We start from the raw sequence: 22,679 nt of genomic DNA on the forward strand, positions 1-22,679 counted from the left end.
ATCGTCTAGCTCACGTAATATCAGCGCCACAGCTGAACGTTTCACCCAGCGCCGCCACCAGCGCTGACGAGGTTTAAAACCATCTAATCGCGTTATTATTTGCTGCAGAGCAAGCGCTTCTTCGCTGCTTTTTTTCAAAGCCTACCCCTCAATTTTGCTGCACGAATCCTCGACCGCTAAGCCGCACCCAGTTGGGCAAACAGTATATGATACGCCAAGGCCAACTTTGCTTAATAACGACATTATGACTGACAAGCGCACGCAAGACATCTGCAGCCGCAGCGATATCGAAATACTGCTCAGGCACTTTTATGAGCAGGTACTCAACGACGAGATCATTGGTTTTTATTTCACCGATATCATGCCCTTTTCGCTAGAGCACCACCTACCGAAAGTCACTGATTTTTGGGTGCAGCAATTGCTGTCGGAACGGGTTTATCACGGTGAGTTATTTAAACGTCATCAGCAGCTCCACCAGCAAGCGGCGTTGAGCCCACACCACTTTCACCGCTGGCTGCATTTACTCAACCTCAGTATTGACGCGCAATTTTGCGGCCCACGCTGCAACGCCATGAAACAGCGCGCCACCGCGATCGCCCAGTCTATGGCCACCGCCCTCGCCGAGCGTGCAGATAAGCCCTCTGGTGAGCTAGGCGTGCAACTCTACGACAAGCCTCAGCCGTAAAGCTTACGCAAACGCGCCACGCCCTCAACCAAACGCGGCATGCCCGTGGTATACGCAAAACGCACATGTTCGTCAGCGCGGTAGCGCCCAAAGTCCTCGCCTGGGGTAATCGCGATACCATGACCCTCAAGCAGTGAACGACAAAACTCTGGGCTCTTCATCTTAAAGCGTTTAATTCCGGCATAAAGGTATAAGGCCCCGTCCGGACAGTGGGGAATTTCAAATCCTAGACGCCGGAGCTCCGGTAGCAAATAATCCCGACGCTGAGCAAATTCATCTCGACGTTCATTAAGAATAAGCCGCGTCTCGGGGTCGAATGCCGCCAGCGCCGCATGCTGAGCCATAGTCGACATAGAGATAAACAAATTCTGAACCAACTTCTCCAGTTCGGGCACGGCCTCTTCCGGTGCAACCAGCCATCCCAAGCGCCAGCCAGTCATCCCAAAGTACTTAGAAAAACTATTAATAACAAAAGCTTGATCGGTAATAGACAAAATACTCGGCGCATCTACCCCATAATTCAGGCCATGATAGATCTCATCGACAATTAAATAAGCTCCTTGGCGCTCGCACAGGCTGTGCAAATCGCGCAATTGCGGCGCGGTGAGTATTTCCCCACTCGGATTGGCTGGTGAAGCAACCATAATACCCGTGGTATTAGTCTGCCAGTGCTGCTCAGCTTTTTCCGCACTGAGCTGAAAACGATCTTCCGGCCCCACTGGCACCAACTGGCCCTCACCCTCCACCAAGCGTAAAAAATGGCGGTTACAGGGGTAGCCGGGATCCGTCATCAACATGCCATCACCGGGATTAATTAATAAACCCGCCAACAGTAACAATGCGCCAGATGCCCCGGGGGTAATCATAATTCGCTCCGGAGCAATATCTAAACCGTGATCCTGCTTATAGTATTTGGCAATTGCGTGACGCAGCGCAGGAATACCCGCCGCTGGGGTATAACTCGTCTCCCCCCTATCTAACGAAGCCTTGGCGGCGCGAATAATCGGCTCAGCGCTACTGAAATCGGGCTCACCCGCCTCCATATGAATGATATCTCGCCCCGCAGCCGCCAGTGCCTTAGCGCGGGTCAGTACCTCAACCACTCGAAACGGCTCAATATCAGCTAAACGACGCGCAAAGGATTTACTCACCTCTACTCTTCCTATGACCAAAAACAGGAGTGTAACTTTATCCCTTGCGGCTTAACATCATCACAACAGCGTGATGAAATGTTGCGATCATGCCTTTATGCGCAATTTCGTGTGGCGTAGCTGGCCCATATCTGGTAGTTTTGCCGATTTGGCGGCACAGCGTCGCCGCGCATGCCCGCGGCTTGCGGTTAACGGCTTGTAAAAAGAGGGCCAACCATGCCTGCACAGCAGAGTACACCTGAGAATTTGAAGACCTTCGTTCCTTATGTAGAAAAAAAGGGCGAAGAATATATGAACGACAAGCAGAAGGAACACTTCCGCCAGATCCTGCTCAATTGGAAGGCAGAATTAATGGAAGAGGTAGACCGCACTGTGAGTCATATGAAGGACGAAGCAGCTAATTTTCCTGACCCTGCAGACCGCGCCACACAAGAAGAAGAGTTTAGCCTTGAGCTCCGAACCCGTGACCGCGAACGCAAATTAATCAAGAAAATTGACTCTACCATCAATTTAATTGACGAAGACGATTACGGCTACTGCAATACCTGTGGCGTTGATATCGGTATCAAACGGCTAGAAGCACGCCCTACGGCAACGCTATGCATAGACTGCAAGACCCTTGATGAAATCAAAGAACGCCAGGAACGCGGCTAAAACTACTGGGCGGCCCGCCGCCCACACTCCCCTAAATGTCACCCCCTATAACGCGTATATAGGCCGGTTTGCGCCGTCGCCCAGCGGGCCATTGCATATTGGCTCACTCGTTACTGCACTGGCCAGCTATTTAGACGCCCGCGCCAATCGCGGCCAATGGCTGCTGCGCATGGAAGACATTGATCCACCTCGAGAGCAAGCGGGCGCCGCCCAGCAAATCATCAACAGCCTCATTAGTCATGGCCTAATATGGGATGGTGACATCTTCTGGCAAAGCCAGCGCAGCGCAGCCTACGATACTTATCTGCACCAGCTTCTCGACAACAAACTAGCGTATTACTGTAACTGCTCCCGTCGCCAGCTCGCTCCGAGCCACGGGCTGCACATTGGCCCCTGTCGCAATCTAGGCAACCCCGGCAGCTCAGCTATTCGCCTACGTACGCCCAATAAAACGATCCATTTTGAAGATCGCATCCAAGGCAGCCAAAATCGTGCCCAAGCGGACATCGGTGATCCCGTCTTAAAACGCAAAGACGGCCTCTACGCCTATCAACTCGCCGTCGTGGTCGACGATGCCGAGCAGGGAATTACCGATATCGTGCGCGGGGTTGATTTGCTCGATGCCACTGCCTGGCAAATTCACCTACACAATACCCTTGGCCTACCACCGGTGCGCTACTGCCACATACCTGTCATTGTTGGTAGCGACGGCCACAAACTGAGCAAACAAAGCTTCGCCCCTGCGCTCAATGCCAGCCGCGCCATCGACAATCTCCGCCGCGCACTGCACTATTTGCAGCAAAGCCCGCCCCCCGACACCCTCACCGATAGCACTGCCCTACTAACATGGGCCACCGCGCACTGGCGCCCCCAAGACATCCCCACCAGCAGACACATCGATGCCGTTTAACAACACAATATAAGCACCACCTGCCCACCATTCTTTGCAGTTTACGCGCACCTCCAGTAACATCATTCCGACAGTGAACACGTCTCGGTCGCCATGCAAATTCAGTCTCCTCTGCTTTTATTATCAATTTTTTCCCTTGTGTATGCCCCAACGCTGGGCCGCTGGCTCTATGAAGGCAGCAATCTCTGGTATCGCCACCATTTAATCTGGCTATTTATTATTGGTTTTGTGTTTATCAGCCTCCGTCAGCGACGCCACAATGACCTTTAATATCAACACCCTGTTTTTAATAGGCCTTAGCTATTTATTGCTACTTTTCGCTATCGCCTACGCTGCAGAACGTCGTCTACTGCCCAGTAAAATCATCAACCATCCCGCCACCTATGTTTTGTCTCTGGGGATATACGCCAGTGGCTTTGCTATCTATGGCGCCGTGGGCTTTGCGAAGAATTACGGCTACAGTTTCCTGAATTATTATATCGGCCTATCCGCTGCAATGATTTTATTGCCCATAATGCTTTTACCCATCCATCGCATATGCAAAAACTATCACCTGAACTCACTCGCCGACCTTCTTAGCTTTCGCTTCCGTAGCTCCTGGGTGGGTTCACTCGTCACACTTTTTACTGCCATCGCTATCTGGCCACTGCTCGCCATTCAGATACAAACTGTTTCGGAATCGACCCTTATATTGAGTTTAGGCCACGCGTTGAGCCAGCAAGACGATGGCTACCGAAGGCTTACTGCTTTTGGTTTTTGCGTGGTTATCACGGCATTCACCATTTTATTTGGCTCACGCAATCTTACCTCCAAAGACAGCCATCGCGGCTTACTCACGGCACTCGCCTTTGAATCGCTCGTTAAAATGTTTGCCTTGCTGCTGGTGGGCATTATCAGCACTTATGTCGTATTTGGCAGCTTTAGCAGCCTACAAAGCTGGCTAGACAGTAGCCCAGATGTCTTGGCCTCACTCAATAAGCCCCAAGCCGCCGACAGCAATCGCATGATGCTGATCATGTTTTTTGCCGCCGCCGTGTGCATGCCCCATATTTTTCATATGCTGTTCTCTGAAAACCCTAGCGCAAAAAATCTCACCACCGCAAGCTGGGGCCTGCCGCTATTCTTATTGATTATGAGCTTGCCAGTTTTGCCTATACTGTGGGCCGGAAGCGCTCGGGGTATTGCACTGCCAGCAGATTACTATGCGCTTGGCCTGTCACTCGAATTTGGCAAGCCTTGGCTGTCGGTGCTGCTTTATTTAGGCGGCTTATCGGCCGCCAGCGGCGCCATCATTGTCACCACCTTAGCACTGGCCTCAATGAGCCTCAATCATCTCGTATTGCCGGTATTGCGCCCCAAAAGCTCAAAAGGCCGCGATATTGATATATACCGCTGGCTACTCACCACTCGACAGCTGCTGATTTGCGTCATCATTCTTATTGGCTTTGTATTTTATGAGCTAATCGGTGCGCCTCAAAGCCTCAGCCACTTAGCCATGACCTCAGCCAGCGGCTGCGTCCAATTTCTGCCCGGCGTATTGGCCGTGCTGTATTGGCCTAAAGCGAATCGCAACGGCTTTATCAGCGGCTTATGCGCAGGCTTTAGCCTCTGGATAATAGGCATCATTTTGCCCATGTTTAGCGGTGTTCATCCCAGTTTTTTAGAGCACATTTATTTATACCCCGTTGAGCGCGATCAGTTCTGGGTGGTCATCACTGGACTCTCGCTCGCCCTGAACGGCGTTGTTTTCATCATCGTGTCATTGCTGAGCGAAACCTCTGCCGAAGAGCGCCGCGCCGCTGAAGCCTGCACGATTGACGACCTTAATCGCCCAAGCCGCCACTCTCTGAATTTACATCATGCGGGGGAAATAAAGTCGCGTCTGCAGGACGCGCTCGGCGACCGCGCCGCCACCCAAGAATTCAAGCGCGCGCTCGACGAACTGCAAATGAATGAACAGGAAACCCGGCCCTATGCTCTGCGGCGAATTAGAGATCGAATAGAAGTCAACCTATCCTCGCTGGTTGGCCCCTCCAGCGCTCGACGCGTAATAGATCGCGCCCTGCCCTATACCGACAATGTCATGGGCGACAGCGAAGACATTACCTATATTGAAGAACGACTTGAGAACTACCAGACTCACCTCACTGGCCTAGCCGCCGACTTAGACAGCCTACGCCGCTACCACAGACAAACCCTAGAAGACTTGCCCATTGGCGTGTGCGCACTCGGCCGCGACCAGGAAATACTGCTGTGGAATATGTCCATGGCCGATATTACTCACATCAACGCCAATACCGTTACCGGCTCTCGCCTAGCTGGGCTACCCGAACCTTGGTCAACATGCCTGCAAGGCTTTTTAGCCAGCAGCGACCTACACCGCAGCAAGTTCAGCGTTAAAACCGACAATGGCCTGCGCTGGCTAAACCTACACCGCACCGAATCGCAAATGCTTGGCCGTGACGAATTAATTGTCGTGGTTGAAGATATCACCGACACTCAGCTGCTGGAACATGAACTTACGCATCAAGAGCGTCTAGCCTCGATTGGTCGTCTGGCTGCCGGCGTCGCCCATGAGATCGGCAACCCGGTAACCGGAATCGCCTGTCTGGCCCAAAACCTGCGCTACGAGAGTGACAACGCCGACACCTTGGAAGCCGCCTCGCAAATCGTTAAGCAAACCCAGCGCATAAGCAGCATTGTGCATAGCCTGGTTAATTTTGCCCACACCGGCCGGCAGGATCCGGCCCAAGCTACCGAGGCGGTATCCGTGCGCAACTGCGTGAGCGAAGCCGTGCAGCTCTTGAGCCTCGACCCCGAGGCCCGCCACATTCACTACAATAACAACTGCCCTGAGCATATTATCGTGGCTGGCGACAATCAGCGCTTAATGCAGGTGTTTATCAACTTACTCTCTAATGCCCGCGACGCCAGCCCCGAATACGGCATAATCACCGTGGATGCCAAGACTGAACAAGACAGTGTCCACATTACCGTGACCGACCACGGCAGCGGGGTAGACGAGAAATTACAGAAGCAAATATTTGAACCGTTCTTTACCACCAAAGAGCCAGGTAAAGGCACTGGTCTCGGCTTAGCGCTAGTCTATAACATTATCAACGATCTTGGCGGCAATATTAGTATTGAGAGCCCAGTACCGGAATTTAACCAATCTGGCACCCAATTTCACATTCACCTCAGACTGAACCACCCTGAGGTACTCTAGAAATAATTGACTGATCGCGTTATGTTGTTCGGTTACACATATCGACGCATTGCCCGTACCCAGCAACGGAGAGAATTATGTCCAGAATCCTTTTAGTCGAAGACGAAGACGTTATCCGTCTAGCACTACGTCGCCTACTAGAACGCAATGACTATCAAGTGGACGAAGCCGATTCAGTTGCAAGAGCGCTAACCACCTATAATGTTAACGATTACGACTTAATTATCAGTGATTTACGCCTGCCTGGCGCACCCGGAACAGACCTTATCAGCAAAACCGATGCACCCGTGCTGATTATGACCAGTTATGCCAGCCTCAAGTCTGCGGTCGACTCCATGAAAAAAGGCGCTATCGACTATATTGCCAAGCCCTTTGACCACGACGAAATGCTAAAAACCGTCGAACGCATCATTCTCAGCACTCAAAAAGAGGACAGCCCAAGCGATAAGCCGGAACCCAACAGCAGCCAGCGCAAACAGATCGCCGACGCCAACGGCATGATTGGCAGTTGCAAAGCCATGCAACAACTCTACGATCATATTCGCCGCGCCGCGCCCACTGACGCCACAATCCTGGTACACGGCGAAACCGGCACCGGTAAAGAACTCGTGGCCAGAGCGATACACAACCAGAGCGCCAGAGCGACTAAAGCTATTATCTGCGTAAACTGCGCCGCGATTCCGGAATCACTGATTGAGTCGGAGCTATTTGGCTATGAAAAAGGCGCTTTTACCGGTGCCAACGCTAGTCGAATTGGCCTAATTGAGGCCGCCGACGGCGGCACCTTATTCCTAGACGAAATTGGCGAATTGCCCCTTGAGGCCCAAGCTCGACTCCTGCGCTTTATCCAAGAAGATGAAATTCGTCGTATCGGCTCCGTGGAGTCCAGCAAGGTCAATGTTCGCCTTATTTGCGCCACCCACCGCGACCTCAAGGAAATGGCTCACGCCGGGCGTTTCCGAGAAGACCTCTACTATCGCATCAATGTCATGAAGCTCGAGCTACCACCCTTAAGAGAGCGCGGCAAAGACATTCTTGAACTAGCCGAAACACTGCTAAAACACCGCTGCGAAAAAATGAAAAAACCCCTAATGCATTTTAGTCCCAAGGCTATTCAAGCAATCACCACCTATATCTGGCCCGGCAATATCCGCGAATTGGAAAATGCCATCGAACGCGCCGTAATCCTGTGCGATCGCAAAGAGATTGATAACGAATTACTCGATATCGACCTCGAACTTGTCGACATTGGCCAAATTAGAAGCCGCAGCGACGAATTTAGCAATCGCCCCGGCAGTATTAACAACAATGGCGCAATTGAGCGCAAAGATAACCGCAACAAGCCAAGTCGCGCCAATGATCCCAGCGAAGACTTATCCCTCGAGGACTACTTCCAGCGCTTTGTCCTCGAGCATCAAGACTCCATGAGCGAAACGGAGCTAGCGCAAAAACTCGGTGTTAGTCGTAAATGCCTATGGGAACGCCGCCAACGACTGGGCATTCCGCGCAAAAAAGTGGCCGCCAGAAGTAACGCCTAAGAAGGCATGAGCACCGTTACCCAATCCAACGGAATGTAACAAAGAGCGTTTACTAGGGTAACAAGTCACAAATATGTAAGGGGTTTCCACAACGAGGAAAATACCTAAGCAATTGAAATAAAAAGATTTTTAAAACATGGCACGGCATATGCTCTCTTTAGGTACAAACAACAATAAGAAAACAAAATAATAATAAGAAAAGATAAACAATAATAATAATACAACAGCAAAGAGACCTGGGTGGGGAAGACAATGTTTTCCCCTTCTTCATTTTAAAAAACGTTAAATTACGAAAACCACCAAAAATTTCCTCCTCCTCATTTCCCGCACATACCAAAGCCCTGTGCTAGAATACTGCCTCTCTCATTAACGGCCGACTCTAAAACGCAATGACATCAAGCTCTGTTACCGGTCTGTGGAAAAAGCTAACCGGCAAATTTTCCAAATCCAGCCAAGGCGCTGCACACCACGTGGCCATTATTCCCAGGGATCAACACACGGTATCGCGCAAACACATTAACGATGCTGCGCTAAAAGTTATCCGCAAACTCAACGATGAAGGCTTCGAGGCGTTTTTAGTCGGCGGCGGTGTTCGCGACCTTTTGCTCGGCGGCCAGCCCAAAGATTTCGACATCGCCACCGATGCCACCCCCGAGCAGGTTCGCAACGCCTTTCGCAATAGTCGCATTATTGGCCGGCGTTTTCGTATCGTGCACGTCCGTTTTGGCCGGGAAATCATCGAAGTTACCACCTTTCGAGGTAACCACAGCGCCCCGGCGAGCAACCCGCAGCGCAACAAACACTCCGCACAAACTGAATCGGGCATGCTCACTAGAGACAATGTTTACGGCTCAATCGACGACGATGCCGCACGCCGCGACCTCACCATAAACGCCCTGTATTACTCCAGTCGCGACTTCTGCGTTTACGACTTTGTCGGCGGCCTAGACGACCTCAAGAACAAACTCATTCGCATCATCGGTGACCCGGAAACTCGCTACCGTGAAGATCCAGTGCGGATGTTGCGGGTAGTGCGCTTTGCCGCCAAACTCGACTTTGATATTGAAAAGCACAGCGAAGAGCCCATAAAACGCCTTGCCCCGCTGCTGAACGATATCGCCGCCGCCCGCATGTTTGACGAAGTGATCAAACTTTTTATGTCTGGCCAGGGTCTGCACACTTACGCACTTATGCAGCGCTACGAGTTGTTCGCCCCGCTTTTCCCAGCCACGCAAAAAATGCTTAGCCAACGCGAGCCAGCAGCCGAAGAAATTATCAAACAAGGTTTGATAAACACCGATGCTCGCATCGCTGACGGCAAGCCAGTCACCCCAGCGTTTATCTATGCGGTTATTTTGTGGCCGACGGTAAAACACCTGCACAGAGAAATTATGGATGCCGGCACCCCGGAAATCGCCGCCTTACATCAGGCCGCGGAGCGGGTTCTTCACAGACAACAACAAACCGTCGCCATTCCCAAACGTTTCTCACTACCCATGCGCGACATCTGGGAACTCCAATGCCGCTTAACGCGGCGCTCCGGCAAACGTCCCGAGCAACTCTTAGAGCACCGCTATTTCCGGGCGGGCTTTGACTTCTTATTATTACGCGAGCAAGCGGGCGAAATTGAGCCCGGTCTCGGACAGTGGTGGCTGGCGTTCCAAGAGGCCCACGTCGATACCCGTGGCGCCATGCTTAGCCAGGTTCCGACTGGCGACAAACCACGAGCACCGCGGCGGCGACGCGGCCCTCGCAAGCCAAGATGATCCGGTCCTATATCGCCCTTGGCAGCAACCTTGGCGAACCCCAAAAACAAGTTCGCTCCGCGCTCAGCGCGTTAGCGGCGCTGCCTAACTCCGCGCTTGTTAACTACTCCCGATTCTACGGCTCCATCGCGGTTGGGCCGGGGCAGCAAAACGATTACGTGAACGCCGTTGCCGCACTCGACACCACGCTGACCGCAGCGCAATTACTCGCCGCCATGCAGCGTATCGAAGCCCAGCATCAACGTCGCCGCGTCGAGCGCTGGGGGCCACGCACGCTAGACCTAGACCTACTGCTTTACGGCGAATCCCGGATCAACACTGACACCCTGTGCGTGCCCCATCCACGCATGCATCAGCGCAACTTTGTTTTGCGTCCACTGGCCGATATCGCCCCCCCAAAATTGTTACAGTCCGAATTCGGCGGCATCAATAGCGCCACATTCAAAGACACCGACGACCTATGGGTTTTAAACAAAAATGACCAATCACAATCCGCTTAACAAACCCATTATCAATTTACAGCAGCCACCCCGCTTCATTGCCGTGGAGGGACCAATTGGAGTGGGTAAAACCACATTAGCGCGACGCTTAGCCGAATCCCTCAATGTCCACCAGCTACTAGAAAAAGCCAAAGACAACCCTTTTTTAGAGCGCTTCTACGCCCACCAGCGCCATGCAGCCTTGTCCACCCAGTTATTCTTTTTGTTTCAACGGGCCCAGCAGCTCAGCGATTTACGCCAAAGCGACCTCTTTGAACAAACCCACGTCGCCGATTTTATTTTTCAAAAAGACCCACTTTTTGCAAAAATAACCTTAGATAGCAACGAGTTAGAACTCTACAACAAGGTTTACAAGCAAGTGCAAGTCGACATACCAACACCTGACTTAGTGATCTACCTGCAAGCACCCGTAAAAGTGCTGCGAGATCGCATTCAGCAGCGTGGCGTAGATTTTGAACGCAGCATTGACACCGAGTACCTCGAGAAAATAAACGGCGCCTACAGTGAGTACTTTCACTCCTACCACGACTCACCGCTACTGATTATTAATGCAAGCGAGATCGACTTTGCTCACAGCGACCAGCAATATGAACAATTATTGCAATATCTACTGGAAATTCGCAGCGGTCGCCATTACTTTAACCCCACTTTTTTTTAAGCCCCAACGAGGCGCGCTATGAGTAAGGTCAACATCCTCAGCTTGTTAGCCAAAAAGCAAAACCAGCAAAAATTTGCCATGGTCACCTGCTATGACGCCAGCTTTGCGCAGCTAGTAGAAAAAGCCGGTATTGACGCCATCTTGGTGGGCGATTCGCTAGGCATGGTATTGCAGGGCCACGACTCCACCCTGCCGGTGACCGTCAGCGATATGGCTTACCACACCGCCTGCGTCAGTCGCGGCTGCAATCGCCCAGTGATTATTAGCGACATGCCTTTTGGCAGCTATAACACCGCGGAACAGTGCCTTAACAATGCAACGAGCTTAATGCGCTCTGGCGCTCACATGGTCAAGCTTGAGGGTGGCAACTGGCTTTGCGACAGCATTCGCCAACTCAATCGCGCCGGCATTCCGGTCTGCGGACACCTGGGCTTAACCCCACAGTCGGTGAATGTCCTCGGCGGCTACCGAATCCAAGGTCGCGAAGACAGCCACGCAAAAACTATTCTTGATGACGCCCTTGCCCTAGAGGCCGCCGGCGCCGCGCTGCTGGTACTGGAGTGCGTACCCCGTAAACTCGCGGCAGAGATCACTAGCGCACTAAAAATCCCAGTCATCGGCATTGGCGCGGGCAATGAAACCGATGCTCAAGTATTAGTCCTTCACGACCTCCTCGGCATCACCGAGAAAGCCGCGCGCTTTGTCCGCAATTTTGCAGAGGGTAGCACTAGCATTGCCGACGCCCTCGGCAGATACAACGATGCAGTGGTAGACGGCAGTTTCCCTGCCAATGAGCACAGTTTTGACTGATGACAAAAAGGTGTAAACTGTTACCTCGGGAAACATTTTACAAGGTAACAAAGTAGTGATTTTTTTGTTACCAAAGCATTGAACGGCCATTCCGATTGGGGCATACTTGCCCGCCACTGGCCAACTGCTCAGATTGTGAGCAATATTTCAGTTTTTAACAGGCCTAAGGTCAGTGTTTTGGTCGCCAGCCCGCGGTGTGCGCGGACTGACTTCACAGCAAACTACCTTCGCAGTTAGCGAAGTATGAGATTGGGAAGTTAGGGGTATGAAAACGTATAGCACAGCCGCCTCCTTAAGGGCCGCCCTCAATGTGGGGAAACGCGCCGGTAAAACCGTCGCTTTTGTTCCTACAATGGGTAATTTACATGAAGGCCACCTGCGCTTAGTTCGCCGGGCCCGCCAATATGCCGATATTGTGGTTGTCAGCATCTTTGTCAACCCGTTGCAGTTCGGTGCTAACGAAGACCTGAGCAACTACCCGCGAACTCTCGCCGCAGACAAAGAGAAATTGTTTGCTGAGGGCGCACAGTTTTTATTCCTTCCTCAGGTAGACGAAATCTACCCCAAGGGAATGGACAGCCACACCAAAGTATCGGTACCAGAGCTGTCTGAAGGGCATTGCGGTGCAAACCGACCCGGTCATTTCACCGGCGTTACCACCGTGGTGGCCAAGCTTTTCAATATTATCCAGCCAGACACCGCGGTGTTTGGTGAAAAAGATTTCCAGCAGCTTAGCGTTATCCGTAAAATGGTTCACGATTTGTGCATGCCTATCGACGTCATCGGTGTTGCTACCGCTCGCGCCGCAGATGGTTTGGCACTTAGCTCTCGCAACGGCTACCTCAGCGCCGAGCAACGTCAAGTTGCACCTATTTTACACCGTGTATTACAGGAGTGCCGCGAGGCAATTGCCTGTGGGTACGACAGTTATGGCAAATTAGAGCAACACGCCAGAACCAGCCTTAATCAAGCTGGCTTGGAAGCGGATTACTTCAATATTTGCGATGGCCGTACCCTGCGTCCGGTTACAGCGGACACCGAAGAAGTTGTTATTCTGGCGGCGGCCAAACTTGGCACCACCCGCCTGATCGACAACGTCACCCTGAACGTTAACTCCAGCACCGACTGGGGAATGTTGGCATCTAATTAAGCCAGCAAAGACCGAAGAGAAAGGAATAGCGTTATGCAGTCCGTTATGCTGAAAGCGAAACTCCATAAAGCCTGCGTGACTCACGCAGTGCTAAATTATGAGGGCTCCTGCGCGATTGATGGCAAGCTACTCGATATGTCGGGTATCCGTGAATTTGAGCAAATTCAAATTTACAATGTCACCAATGGCGAGCGCTTCACCACGTATGCAATCCGTGGCGAAGACAACAGTGGCATTATTTCTATCAATGGCGCGGCGGCTCACAAGGCCAATGTCGACGACATTATTATTATCTGTGCCTACGCTAGCTACTCCGAGGTTGAACTCATCAACTTCAAGCCTCGCTTGATTTACATGAATCAAGACAATACGGTTAGTCACGCCAGCAACGCCATCCCGATTCAAGTCGCCTAATACGTCGCGCGATTTTAGCCACAAGCCGAAACTCGCGCGAAAACTCCCCAAGATCGCTTTGCCACATCCATGCTAGCGCAAGCTCACACGCCTAGAATTAAGCACCTCAACACCCCACTAAGATCCGACTTTAGTCGTAAGGGGCTTCAATCACTGCCGCCAAGCCGCTATCCTGCAAGCTCGAAGCTAACTATTCGACGTGCCCAAACCGTCTAACGATAACAATCGCGCCATTGAGAGTTTTGCTATGAGTAAAGTTAATGTACATCCAGTACCCCAAAATTTCGCCGCGAACGCCCACGTCAATCGTGAACAATACGAGGCGATGTACGCACAATCGCTGGCCGATCCAGACACCTTTTGGACAAACCAAGCAAATACTTTTTTAAGCTGGGACAAAAAATGGCACACCGTCAACAGCTATGACTTTAGCAAAGGTGAAACCAGCTGGTTTGAAGGCGGCGAACTCAATATTGCCTATAACTGCATTGACCGCCATCTCGACACCCGCGGCGAACAAACCGCCATCATTTGGGAAGGCGACGACCCCGGCGAATCTAAACACATCAGTTATCGTGAGCTGCACAGCGAAGTCTGCAAACTCGCCAATGTGTTAACAAGCCAAGGTATTCGCAAAGGTGATCGAGTTTGCCTTTATATGCCCATGATTCCCGAAGCCGCCTACGCCATGTTGGCCTGCGCCCGTATCGGCGCCATTCACTCAGTGGTATTCGGCGGCTTTTCACCCGAGGCCCTGAAGGACCGCATTCAGAACGCCGACTGCAAAATGCTCATCACCGCCGATGAAGGCCTACGTAGCGGCAAAACCATTCCACTGAAAGCCAATGCCGACAAAGCCCTTGAGCACTGCCCCAGCATTGAAAAATGCTTAGTTGTAAAACGTACTGGCGGCCAAGTGAATTGGCACGATGACCGTGACCTCTGGTATCACGAGGCAATGGCCACTGCCAGCAGTGACTGCCCCGCCCTCGCAATGCCCAGCGAAACCCCGCTTTTCATTTTGTACACCTCGGGCTCAACCGGTAAACCCAAAGGTGTTATGCACACCAGTGCTGGCTATTTACTGCAGTCTGCCATGACCCATAAATACGTTTTTGACTACAAAGACGGTGAAGTATTTTGGTGCACCGCCGACGTTGGCTGGATTACCGGCCACAGCTATATTGTCTACGGTCCACTCGCCAATGGTGCCACCACCCTGCTCTTTGAAGGCGTGCCCACTTACCCCGATGCCTCACGGTGCTGGCAGGTGGTGGACAAACATAAAGTAAACATCTTCTACACCGCACCCACCGCACTGCGCGCCTTAATGGGCGCCGGCGACGAATACGTAACGGGTAGCGACCGCAATAGCTTGCGCTTGCTCGGTTCCGTGGGCGAACCCATAAACCCCGAAGCTTGGGAATGGTATCACCGCGTAGTTGGCGAACATCGCTGCCCTATCGTCGACACGTGGTGGCAAACCGAAACTGGCGCCATGATGCTGACGCCACTACCCGGCGCCATTGACATGAAACCCGGCTCTGCCACCAAACCGTTTTTCGGCGTGGAACCGGCACTGCTAGACAATGATGGCAATGAAATCAGTGGGGCAGGTCAGGGCTTACTTGTCATCAAACGCTCGTGGCCCGGCCAAATCCGCAGCGTCTACGGCGACCATCAGCGCTTGATCGAGACCTATTTCAGCACCCACCCCGGCTACTACTTTACAGGTGACGGCGCCCGTCGCGATGCAGACGGCGATTATTGGATTACCGGCCGAGTCGATGATGTTTTGAATATTTCTGGACACCGTATGGGCACGGCTGAAATTGAGAGCGCGCTGGTACTCCATGAGGCCGTAGCCGAAGCGGCTGTGGCGGGCTACCCCCACGACATTAAGGGACAAGGTATTTACGCCTATGTCACTCTGATGCACGATGTTGAAGGTACTGAGGAATTGCTAAAAGAGTTAACGGCAATTTGTGTTAAGGAAATTGGCCCGATTGCCAAGCCAGATTTAGTTCAGTGGGCACCGGGTTTACCCAAGACACGCTCGGGCAAAATCATGCGCCGGATACTACGCAAGATTGCAGCCAACGAACTAGACAACCTCGGTGACACATCAACACTTGCCGACCCTTCGGTTGTCGATCAATTAGTCCACAACCGCTTAAACCGCTGAGTACAGCCCTGTGTCACTGCGCGGCGACTAGCCGCGCAGTGACAGCAACTAACAAATAAACTCTTCTTCATTCATGTCCATCAGTCCAGCGGCCCCAGCGAGCATGGCCGCTTTATGCGTAGCGGTTCTCGGGAGCAAGCGCTGAAAGTAAAACCGTGCCGTTTTTAGCTTGCCACGATACAGCGGGTCAGCAACGCCCGAATCCAGCTTTTGCTGCGCGATTTCAGCCATCTGCGCCCAGAGATAAGCAAAAAACACATAGCCCGAATACATCAGATAGTCGACTGAGGCTGCGCCCACCTCATCGGCATCGGCCATCGCTTTTTCGCCAACGACCATGGTCACTTCGCCCCATTCTTTATTCAAAGCGGCTAATGGCGCGATAAACTCGGCAAGTTGCGGATTGTCTTTATTTGCTTGGCAGTACTTGTGAACAATCTTAGTGAAGTTACTGAGAACGGCGCCACCACTACCCAGCACCTTGCGACCGATTAGGTCGAGGGCCTGAATCCCAGTAGTCCCCTCATATACCGTGGAAATGCGATTATCCCGCGCGATTCGCTCCATACCGTTATCACTAATATAACCGTGACCACCAAACACCTGCACACCCAGATAAGTAACTTCTTGGGCCGTTTCGGTACAGAACGCTTTGGCGATGGGCGTCAATAACTCCAGTAATTGCACGGCTTCCGCTTGCTGGGCTTCGCCGCCAAACTGGCTCAAATCGACTTGCTGCGCGAGCCAGTAAATCGAGGCGCGCTGCCCTTCCACGAAGGCCTTTTGCGTGAGTAGCATACGGCGCACATCCGGATGAACCAAAATCGGATCAGCCGAGCCATCTGGATTTTTCGGCCCCGTCAAGGACCGCATTTGTAAGCGTTCACGGGCGTAGCCAACGGCACCTTGATAAGCCATTTCGCCCATAGCAAGGCCCTGCAGTGCAGTGCCAAGGCGGGCCGCATTCATTAGCTTAAACATGATTTCTAAGCCGCGATTTTCTTCGCCCAACAGCACTGCGCGGGCGCCATCATAATTCATCACACACGTGGCCGAGGCCTTCAGCCCCATCTTCTTCTCTATGGCGCCACAGTGAATATTATTAAAATCACCCATTGAGCCATCTTCATTCACCCAGTACTTAGGCGCAAGAAAGAGGGAGACCCCCTTGGTACCTGCTGGCGCACCCTCCACCCTCGCCAAAATGGCGTGAATAATATTATCGGTTATGTCCTGTTCGCCGCCAGAAATAAAAATTTTGCTGCCTTGGAGGGTGTAAGTGCCATCGTCGTTTCTGTTGGCCTTGGTCCGCAGCAAACCCACATCTGAGCCGCAGTGCGCCTCGGTCAGGCACATAGTGCCCGCCCACTCGCCACTAAGTAGCTTAGGCAAATAGCGCTGCTTTTGCGCTTCAGTTCCAGCGTTAATCAGGCAGGTAACGGGCGCGAGCGCCAACCCGCCGTACATGCTGAACGCCCAACTAGGCGCGCCCACCATTTCGCCAATGACTGAGCCTAAAGACGAAGGCAAACCCTGCCCCCCTGCTGCAACGGGAATGCCCAGTGCTTGCCAGCCGCCCTCACCCCACTGACGAAAGGCATCTTTAAACCCACGTGGCGTTGTCACCTGACCATTGGCAAATGCACAGCCCTGCTCATCGCCATTCGCCGCAATGGGGCTCACCACATTTTCGGCAAACTTAGCGCCCTCACCAATGATGGCATCCATCAAGTCGGCACCGAGTTCCTCACAACCTTGCAGGCTCGCGTAGTGTTGCTCGCAGCGTAAGAAGTCCTTTAAGACAAAATTAATATCGCGCAGCGGGGCTTTGTAGTCGGCCATCACGAACCTCAGATACAGTGTTCAAATAAAAGTCAGAACACCATAACAGCTTATCGCTCCGGCTTTAGTGACATCACAGGTCAATAAACATGCAGATCATTCACCGCCAAAAATTATGGTCTTGAGGCAAGCCAGCAATAAGCATAGGGCGGCAAGACGATATCACCCGCCTCGGCGTGAATATCAATATCACTGAGCACGTCGCGCCAGCGCTTATCGGCATCTAAATTCAAACTACTCATCGCCAGCGTTTGGGCGCAGGCGCTGACATTATAAATCGCCAACAAGCTTTGTCCGGCGCTACCCTCAGCGTGACTCTCTCGACGTAAACCAAACAAGTGGTCACCCAAATGCAAAGGGTACTGCGCGGCGTTGGGGTGGAAAGCAGGCTGCTTAGCGCGCAACTTAATTAGCTCTTTAAGCACGGCAAATATCCGCGCGTGATGACTCGTTGTAGCGAGCTGCTCTTCTAGCTCATCTGCCGACCACTGATGACGATTAATCGCGCGGTTATGACTGGTATGGAAAACGCGATTCTCATCGTTTTCAGTCGCTAACAGGCTGTGAATATAGAACGCCGGTACGCCCTGTACCGCCAGCATTAGCGCATGGGCACAAATAAAACGCTGTTCTTGGTAACCATCCTCGCTATCGCCACCCTGACTGCCATCGAGACGACGACGCATAGCATCGAACAAACTGATGTTTATTTCATAAGGGCGGTTTTCACCATGGGCTAATGCTCTCCACGACACCCTGCCGCCACTTTTTTGCATTACGCCCACCAACGCTTTAATTTCCTCATCATCGAGCAAGCCTTCCGCCGGGCGCAAGCCGATGCCATCGTGGGAGGCAATAAAATTAAAATACGTGGTGCCGTCTTGGGCCGCAGGCATGCCCATCATCCACGTTTTTAAGGCGCGGCTACTGCCCGTAACCAAAGTGTTAATTAATAGCGGCGGCAGCGAAAAGTTGTAAACCATATGGGCTTCATTGGCATTGCCGAAATAAGCCAGATTCTCGCGCAGGGGAATATTGGTTTCGGTGATGATAATCGCGTTGGGGACGGCATGTTCAATTAAACTGCGCAGCAGGCGCACGGCCTCGTGGGTCTGCTCCAAATTCAAACTACTGGTACCGGGGACTTTCCACAAAAACGCCACTGCGTCGAGGCGGAAAATTTTAACGCCCATATCGAGGTAATAACGGATAATTTTAATAAACTCCAGCAGAACCTTGGGGTTTTCAAAGTTAAGGTCAACTTGGTCGTGACTAAAAGTACACCAGACATGCCGCTTGCCGTCGAGGGTTTGCACCTCGCTCAGCAAGGGGCTGGTGCGGGGTCGCACCACGGCACTTAAATCGACGTTGGGATCGACCTCCACAAAATAATCTTGGCCGGGGTCGCGGCGCTGCTTGAAATTCTCAAACCACAGACTGCGGCTAGAGCAATGATTTATGACCAAATCTGCCATTAAATCAAAATTACGGGCAATCGCACTGACATCCTGCCAATCACCCAAAGAAGGATTAACCTCCACATAATTGATCACCGAAAAGCCATCGTCGGAGCTATAGGGGTAAAAGGGCAGAATATGGACGCCGCTAACCACGCCGCGCAACTCCCGCCGTAGGAAGTCATGCAACGTATGCAGCGGCCACTCACCGTCGCGCAGAATCGAGTCGCCATAGGTAATGACTAACGCGTCCTTTTCATCCCAGTGGTTTTTATGAGCCTCGGGCATAAAGCAGCGCTGATCTAGGGCCATAGCCGCAATCATTTCGTCAATGAGCCCCGCATTACCGAGCTGCGGATACAAAACCTCCAAATGGGCGGCAAGTCGATTGCGCAAATGTTGCGTGGGGCTTAATTCAGTCATTACGATGCGAATTCCTCGTTGTCAGCCTCCACTGCGACCAACATGTCGGCCAGCAAGGTCGGCTCGGCACTGCCCACCCGATTCCAGCTCGGTATAAACGGCGTTTCCATAGGGTTTTCCAGAAACATATTGCCCGCCTTTACAATATTTTGAGCGAACAACTCAACCGCCTGCTCTTCCCGATGAAGATCTAAATCAAGACCATTCATCACCGCGTCGGCCCGATAGCTGTCGACAAAATCCAGGGCCACCCGATAGTAAGTCGCCTTAATAGTGCGAAAGGTTTCGCTATTAAACACCACGCCATTTGTAGCCAGTTTGCGAAAAATCGCCTTAGAAATATCAATCGACATTTTTGACAAACCACTGCTGTCATCCGCCGCCGACAAGGATTGATGCTTATGATCGTAAACATCGGCTATATCGACCTGACATAGACGATTAGTGGAGTAATTGCGGTACATCTCCGACAAAACGCCAATTTCCAAGCCCCAGTCGCTAGGAATACGCAAATCGTTCAACACATCCATGCGCATCGAAAATTCACCCGACAGCGGGTAGCGATAACTGTCTAAATACTCGAGGTAATCCGAGCCACCAAGAATTTTCTTTAAGGAGCGAATCAGCGGCGTGACCAACAAGCGGCTCACCCGGCCATTGATTTTGCCGTCGGCAACCCGCGCGTAATAGCCCTTACAAAACTCGTAGTTAAAGGCCGGATTAGCCACGGGATAAAACAATTGCGCTAGCAGGCGACGGTCATAGGTCAGAATATCGCAGTCGTGCAGGGCGATTGCCTCGGCGCGAGCCGAGGCCTGAATAAAACCAAGGCAATACCACACATTGCGCCCCTTGCCCGGCTCTTCGGGAGAAAGGCCACGCTTTTGCAGGCGGGCATCAATCGCCCGCAGCCGCGGGCCGTCATTCCAGAGGACACGATGACGCTGGGGTAGCCGACTAAAGAATTTTAAGGCGTAGCGATACTGAGCCTCATCGGCCTGATCCAGGCCAATAATAATTTCATCAATGTAATCGACCTTGGCAATTTCATCAATGATCGCAGCCAGCGCCGGACCTTTTAGCTCTGAAAATAGCGAGGGCAGCATCAAGGCCATTGGCCGTTGCTTGGAGAATTGCTTCAGCTCAGCCTCGATGTCACTCACGGGCCGATCAATCAAATTGTGTAAGGTGGTAACGATGCCGTTTTGGTAAAAATCGCCCATATTATTGCCTATATTATTTTAAAAACGTCAGGGTGCTAACGCGATTTAATCGCCCACACCAAATATGTCTATTAAGGCCTCGTTCCAACCCGCCGGACCAAGACCTTCAGTAATGCGTAGCTCTCCTTGTGGCGCCATAATCGACGGCGGTAAATGATGTGGCGAGCGCACCACCACAGCGATATCTGCTCGCTCCAGCATGGCGACATCGTTACCGCTGTCACCGAGCGCGATCAACCGAGGCGCAGGCCCTATAGGGTATAAGCAAGAAGCCAGCCACGCCATCGCCTGGCCCTTATCTGCCATGCCCATAATATGAATAAAACGGCCGCCTTTTAGGGCCTGCAAGCCTTCTGCGGCAAGCAGGCCTGCAAACTCCCGCCAGCGCTCATCTGTGTCGTCCCAACGAATAGGCTCCGAATATTCACGCTGCAGTGCTAATTCGGCCTCTCCCAAACTTAGCCCTGTTATATTGCACAAAGTTGGTGCATCAAAATCCGCAAAGCCAGCAAACTGATAGCCGCCCTGCTCTCGCCACGCACGCAATAGTCTTAAGATCTCGTCACGTCGCGGCGCAAATTCCTTTACGCGCAAGCCATTGATAACGCGTAAATCAACATCTGCCAACAAATCACAGCCTGCAGGCACCACCACCGCAGCGCCATTTTCAATAATAAAGGGGTAGGGATTTTTTAGCCGGATGGCCAATTGCTGGAGCTCGGCCTGGGTCTTGCTGGTATTGAGTACCCATACCACCCCGAGGTCGGCTAAGCGCACAAGTGCTTGGGTCGCTGCACTGAAGGAGTAATTATCATGATCCAGCAGCGTGCCATCTAAATCGGTAAAAACCAGGTTCTGACGAACATGGTCATTGCCGCGTTGAAGATAGCCTACCGCACTAATCCGCCGTTCTGCGGTCATCGTCATCACAAAATCGGCCTGGAAGGGAAGGTATTGCAAACACTGGCGAGTAATCCGCTCATAGTGCTGAATAAAACGTTCAATGCCCACCGCATCCATTAGCCCTGGTGCGGCAGCCGCATCCACCGTCGCCGCCAGCTTTTGCTCCTGCTCAAGCCGCCAGCCCTGCACGCAGTCAAAGCTGGGCGCCGCCAGCATTAACAAATAATCTATTTTTGCAAAAAGACGACGGTATTCCCCAGCGAGCGCGGCATTTACATAGGCTCGCCAAACGCCGTCGGGGTCTTCTTCCGCTTCAAGTGCGTTCACTGGTGTGGCCAAGGCAGATTCCTCGCAAGGCGCCGCCCCCAAACACCAACCCTCAAAGATAATGAGATCAACCGGACCGGCAATGCGCGGCCACGCGAAACGCTGGGCCCGATCGTCACAACCCTTGTCAAACCGCGGTAAATCCACGCTCTGCCCCGGCTTTAAAGTCAATAAGGCCGCCAAGGTTTGCTCGGCGAGCGGCACGTCATGACTGCCCGGCACACCGCGAGTTAGAAGCAAGGGGTGCACTTTCGCCGCCAGCTCTTGACGTTCAGCGCGGCGTAAATAGAAGTCGTCTATCGACACCACTGCCACCGTCATGCCGTATTCGCGCTGCAGATACCATTGGAAAAAGGCGGCCAAGGTCGATTTGCCACTTCCCTGCGCGCCGTGAATGCCCAATACACGCAAGTCACCCGCACGAATACGCGGTAATACCTCGTTAATAAAGGGGATAAAATAGACCTCTATTTGCCGGCGATATTGCTCCGGCAAACGTTCTTGCAATAAAAACTCAGTCAAGTCGGCACGCATGTCCGGCAAATAAGCCTCCTAAAGCTGGCGATGCTTAGATCAGAATGAATCGAACACATCGTTTAGGTATAGCACAGCTCGGTGCCAGTCCATACCAAACATATCAATATTCATTAAGCAGGTTTCTTGCCAATAGGCGCTAAGTTTTAGGTTTGAGCAAACGAGGAGCGATAAAACAGATTACAGATCGGGTAGGAGGCGGAATCACTTCCGCCGTCCTCCCACACCACCGTACATACGGTTCCGTATACGGCGGTTCATATTGTACTCATGAGACGACGATACTGATCCACTAACGAGATCAGCCCCAGTTGATCAAAACG

17 protein-coding genes are annotated in these 22,679 nt (G+C 52.3%); 12 read left to right on the forward strand and 5 right to left on the reverse strand.

Features of this window, described 5'->3' with window-relative positions; all coding sequences use genetic code 11:
- The first annotated feature begins 244 nt into the window (after positions 1–244).
- Positions 245–685 (forward strand): group III truncated hemoglobin, encoded by a 441-nt coding sequence (locus ABYP33_RS10685; protein WP_373090880.1) that lies wholly within the window; start codon positions 245–247, stop codon positions 683–685.
- On the opposite strand, the gene ABYP33_RS10690 is transcribed toward ABYP33_RS10685, so the two are convergent.
- Positions 676–1,836, reverse strand: a complete 1,161-nt coding sequence (locus ABYP33_RS10690) for a pyridoxal phosphate-dependent aminotransferase (protein WP_373090881.1) — start codon at positions 1,834–1,836, stop codon at positions 676–678. The genes ABYP33_RS10685 and ABYP33_RS10690 overlap by 10 nt on opposite strands.
- Positions 1,837–2,052: 216 nt before the next feature.
- Between ABYP33_RS10690 and dksA the strand changes: the two genes are divergently transcribed.
- The 11 genes from dksA to acs all read left to right on the forward strand — a co-directional run bounded on the left by dksA (position 2,053) and on the right by acs (position 15,647).
- Positions 2,053–2,490: an RNA polymerase-binding protein DksA gene (gene dksA, locus ABYP33_RS10695; protein ID WP_008251300.1), complete on the forward strand. Its 438-nt coding sequence runs from the start codon at positions 2,053–2,055 to the stop codon at positions 2,488–2,490.
- On the forward strand, positions 2,459–3,400 hold the full coding sequence (gluQRS, locus tag ABYP33_RS10700; RefSeq protein WP_373090884.1) for a tRNA glutamyl-Q(34) synthetase GluQRS: 942 nt from the start codon (positions 2,459–2,461) through the stop codon (positions 3,398–3,400). The genes dksA and gluQRS overlap by 32 nt, the downstream gene beginning before the upstream one ends.
- Before the next feature lie 259 nt (positions 3,401–3,659).
- Entirely contained in the window at positions 3,660–6,626 is a 2,967-nt protein-coding gene (locus ABYP33_RS10705; RefSeq protein WP_373090886.1) for an ATP-binding protein, read from the forward strand.
- A gap of 77 nt (positions 6,627–6,703) precedes the next feature.
- Complete coding sequence (locus ABYP33_RS10710) at positions 6,704–8,164, forward strand: sigma-54-dependent transcriptional regulator (RefSeq protein ID WP_373090887.1); 1,461 nt, start codon at positions 6,704–6,706, stop codon at positions 8,162–8,164.
- Positions 8,165–8,553: 389 nt separating this feature from the next.
- The gene (gene pcnB, locus ABYP33_RS10715; protein WP_373090888.1) at positions 8,554–9,930 is read left to right on the forward strand and encodes a polynucleotide adenylyltransferase PcnB; all 1,377 of its coding nucleotides are present in this window, start codon (positions 8,554–8,556) and stop codon (positions 9,928–9,930) included.
- On the forward strand, positions 9,927–10,430 hold the full coding sequence (gene folK / locus ABYP33_RS10720) for a 2-amino-4-hydroxy-6-hydroxymethyldihydropteridine diphosphokinase (RefSeq protein ID WP_373090890.1): 504 nt from the start codon (positions 9,927–9,929) through the stop codon (positions 10,428–10,430). The genes pcnB and folK overlap by 4 nt, the downstream gene beginning before the upstream one ends.
- Positions 10,408–11,088: a deoxynucleoside kinase gene (locus ABYP33_RS10725; protein WP_373090891.1), complete on the forward strand. Its 681-nt coding sequence runs from the start codon at positions 10,408–10,410 to the stop codon at positions 11,086–11,088. The genes folK and ABYP33_RS10725 overlap by 23 nt, the downstream gene beginning before the upstream one ends.
- An 18-nt stretch (positions 11,089–11,106) precedes the next feature.
- On the forward strand, positions 11,107–11,898 hold the full coding sequence (panB, locus tag ABYP33_RS10730) for a 3-methyl-2-oxobutanoate hydroxymethyltransferase (protein WP_373090892.1): 792 nt from the start codon (positions 11,107–11,109) through the stop codon (positions 11,896–11,898).
- Between the two features lie 265 nt (positions 11,899–12,163).
- On the forward strand, positions 12,164–13,048 hold the full coding sequence (gene panC / locus ABYP33_RS10735) for a pantoate--beta-alanine ligase (RefSeq protein ID WP_373090893.1): 885 nt from the start codon (positions 12,164–12,166) through the stop codon (positions 13,046–13,048).
- A 33-nt stretch (positions 13,049–13,081) separates the two neighbouring features.
- Positions 13,082–13,462 (forward strand): aspartate 1-decarboxylase, encoded by a 381-nt coding sequence (panD, locus tag ABYP33_RS10740; protein WP_373090895.1) that lies wholly within the window; start codon positions 13,082–13,084, stop codon positions 13,460–13,462.
- A 247-nt stretch (positions 13,463–13,709) separates the two neighbouring features.
- Positions 13,710–15,647, forward strand: coding sequence for an acetate--CoA ligase (gene acs, locus ABYP33_RS10745; protein ID WP_373090896.1), 1,938 nt, complete (start codon positions 13,710–13,712; stop codon positions 15,645–15,647).
- 48 nt (positions 15,648–15,695) lie between these two features.
- Here acs and ABYP33_RS10750 read toward each other — a convergent pair whose 3' ends face one another.
- The 4 genes from ABYP33_RS10750 to ABYP33_RS10765 form a co-directional block, all read right to left on the reverse strand.
- The gene (locus ABYP33_RS10750; RefSeq protein ID WP_373090897.1) at positions 15,696–17,489 is read right to left on the reverse strand and encodes an acyl-CoA dehydrogenase C-terminal domain-containing protein; all 1,794 of its coding nucleotides are present in this window, start codon (positions 17,487–17,489) and stop codon (positions 15,696–15,698) included.
- 113 nt (positions 17,490–17,602) lie between these two features.
- A complete protein-coding gene (locus ABYP33_RS10755) occupies positions 17,603–19,369 on the reverse strand; it encodes an alpha-amylase family glycosyl hydrolase (protein WP_373090899.1) in 1,767 nt (588 codons plus the stop codon).
- Positions 19,369–20,592 carry a glycosyl transferase gene (locus ABYP33_RS10760; protein WP_373090900.1) on the reverse strand — a complete coding sequence of 408 codons (1,224 nt, stop codon included), beginning with the start codon at positions 20,590–20,592 and terminating at the stop codon, positions 19,369–19,371. Before ABYP33_RS10760 ends, ABYP33_RS10755 begins: the two co-directional genes overlap by 1 nt.
- A gap of 45 nt (positions 20,593–20,637) precedes the next feature.
- On the reverse strand, positions 20,638–22,356 hold the full coding sequence (locus ABYP33_RS10765; RefSeq protein ID WP_373090901.1) for an HAD-IIB family hydrolase: 1,719 nt from the start codon (positions 22,354–22,356) through the stop codon (positions 20,638–20,640).
- Between the last annotated feature and the right edge of the window lie 323 nt (positions 22,357–22,679).

The sequence above is a fragment of the Zhongshania sp. genome, from assembly GCF_041584495.1.
GTDB lineage: Bacteria > Pseudomonadota > Gammaproteobacteria > Pseudomonadales > Spongiibacteraceae > Spongiibacter.

What these genes read in the sequence shown, in the direction of transcription:
- ABYP33_RS10685 (WP_373090880.1), top strand. Translation starts at nt 245, where the DNA reads ATGACTGACAAGCGCACGCAAGACATCTGCAGCCGCAGCGATATCGAA.
- dksA (WP_008251300.1), top strand. Translation starts at nt 2,053, where the DNA reads ATGCCTGCACAGCAGAGTACACCTGAGAATTTGAAGACCTTCGTTCCT.
- gluQRS (WP_373090884.1), top strand. Translation starts at nt 2,459, where the DNA reads ATGAAATCAAAGAACGCCAGGAACGCGGCTAAAACTACTGGGCGGCCC.
- ABYP33_RS10705 (WP_373090886.1), top strand. Translation starts at nt 3,660, where the DNA reads ATGACCTTTAATATCAACACCCTGTTTTTAATAGGCCTTAGCTATTTA.
- ABYP33_RS10710 (WP_373090887.1), top strand. Translation starts at nt 6,704, where the DNA reads ATGTCCAGAATCCTTTTAGTCGAAGACGAAGACGTTATCCGTCTAGCA.
- pcnB (WP_373090888.1), top strand. Translation starts at nt 8,554, where the DNA reads ATGACATCAAGCTCTGTTACCGGTCTGTGGAAAAAGCTAACCGGCAAA.
- folK (WP_373090890.1), top strand. Translation starts at nt 9,927, where the DNA reads ATGATCCGGTCCTATATCGCCCTTGGCAGCAACCTTGGCGAACCCCAA.
- ABYP33_RS10725 (WP_373090891.1), top strand. Translation starts at nt 10,408, where the DNA reads ATGACCAATCACAATCCGCTTAACAAACCCATTATCAATTTACAGCAG.
- panB (WP_373090892.1), top strand. Translation starts at nt 11,107, where the DNA reads ATGAGTAAGGTCAACATCCTCAGCTTGTTAGCCAAAAAGCAAAACCAG.
- panC (WP_373090893.1), top strand. Translation starts at nt 12,164, where the DNA reads ATGAAAACGTATAGCACAGCCGCCTCCTTAAGGGCCGCCCTCAATGTG.
- panD (WP_373090895.1), top strand. Translation starts at nt 13,082, where the DNA reads ATGCAGTCCGTTATGCTGAAAGCGAAACTCCATAAAGCCTGCGTGACT.
- acs (WP_373090896.1), top strand. Translation starts at nt 13,710, where the DNA reads ATGAGTAAAGTTAATGTACATCCAGTACCCCAAAATTTCGCCGCGAAC.
- ABYP33_RS10750 (WP_373090897.1), bottom strand. Translation starts at nt 17,489, where the DNA reads ATGGCCGACTACAAAGCCCCGCTGCGCGATATTAATTTTGTCTTAAAG.
- ABYP33_RS10755 (WP_373090899.1), bottom strand. Translation starts at nt 19,369, where the DNA reads ATGACTGAATTAAGCCCCACGCAACATTTGCGCAATCGACTTGCCGCC.
- ABYP33_RS10760 (WP_373090900.1), bottom strand. Translation starts at nt 20,592, where the DNA reads ATGGGCGATTTTTACCAAAACGGCATCGTTACCACCTTACACAATTTG.
- ABYP33_RS10765 (WP_373090901.1), bottom strand. Translation starts at nt 22,356, where the DNA reads ATGCGTGCCGACTTGACTGAGTTTTTATTGCAAGAACGTTTGCCGGAG.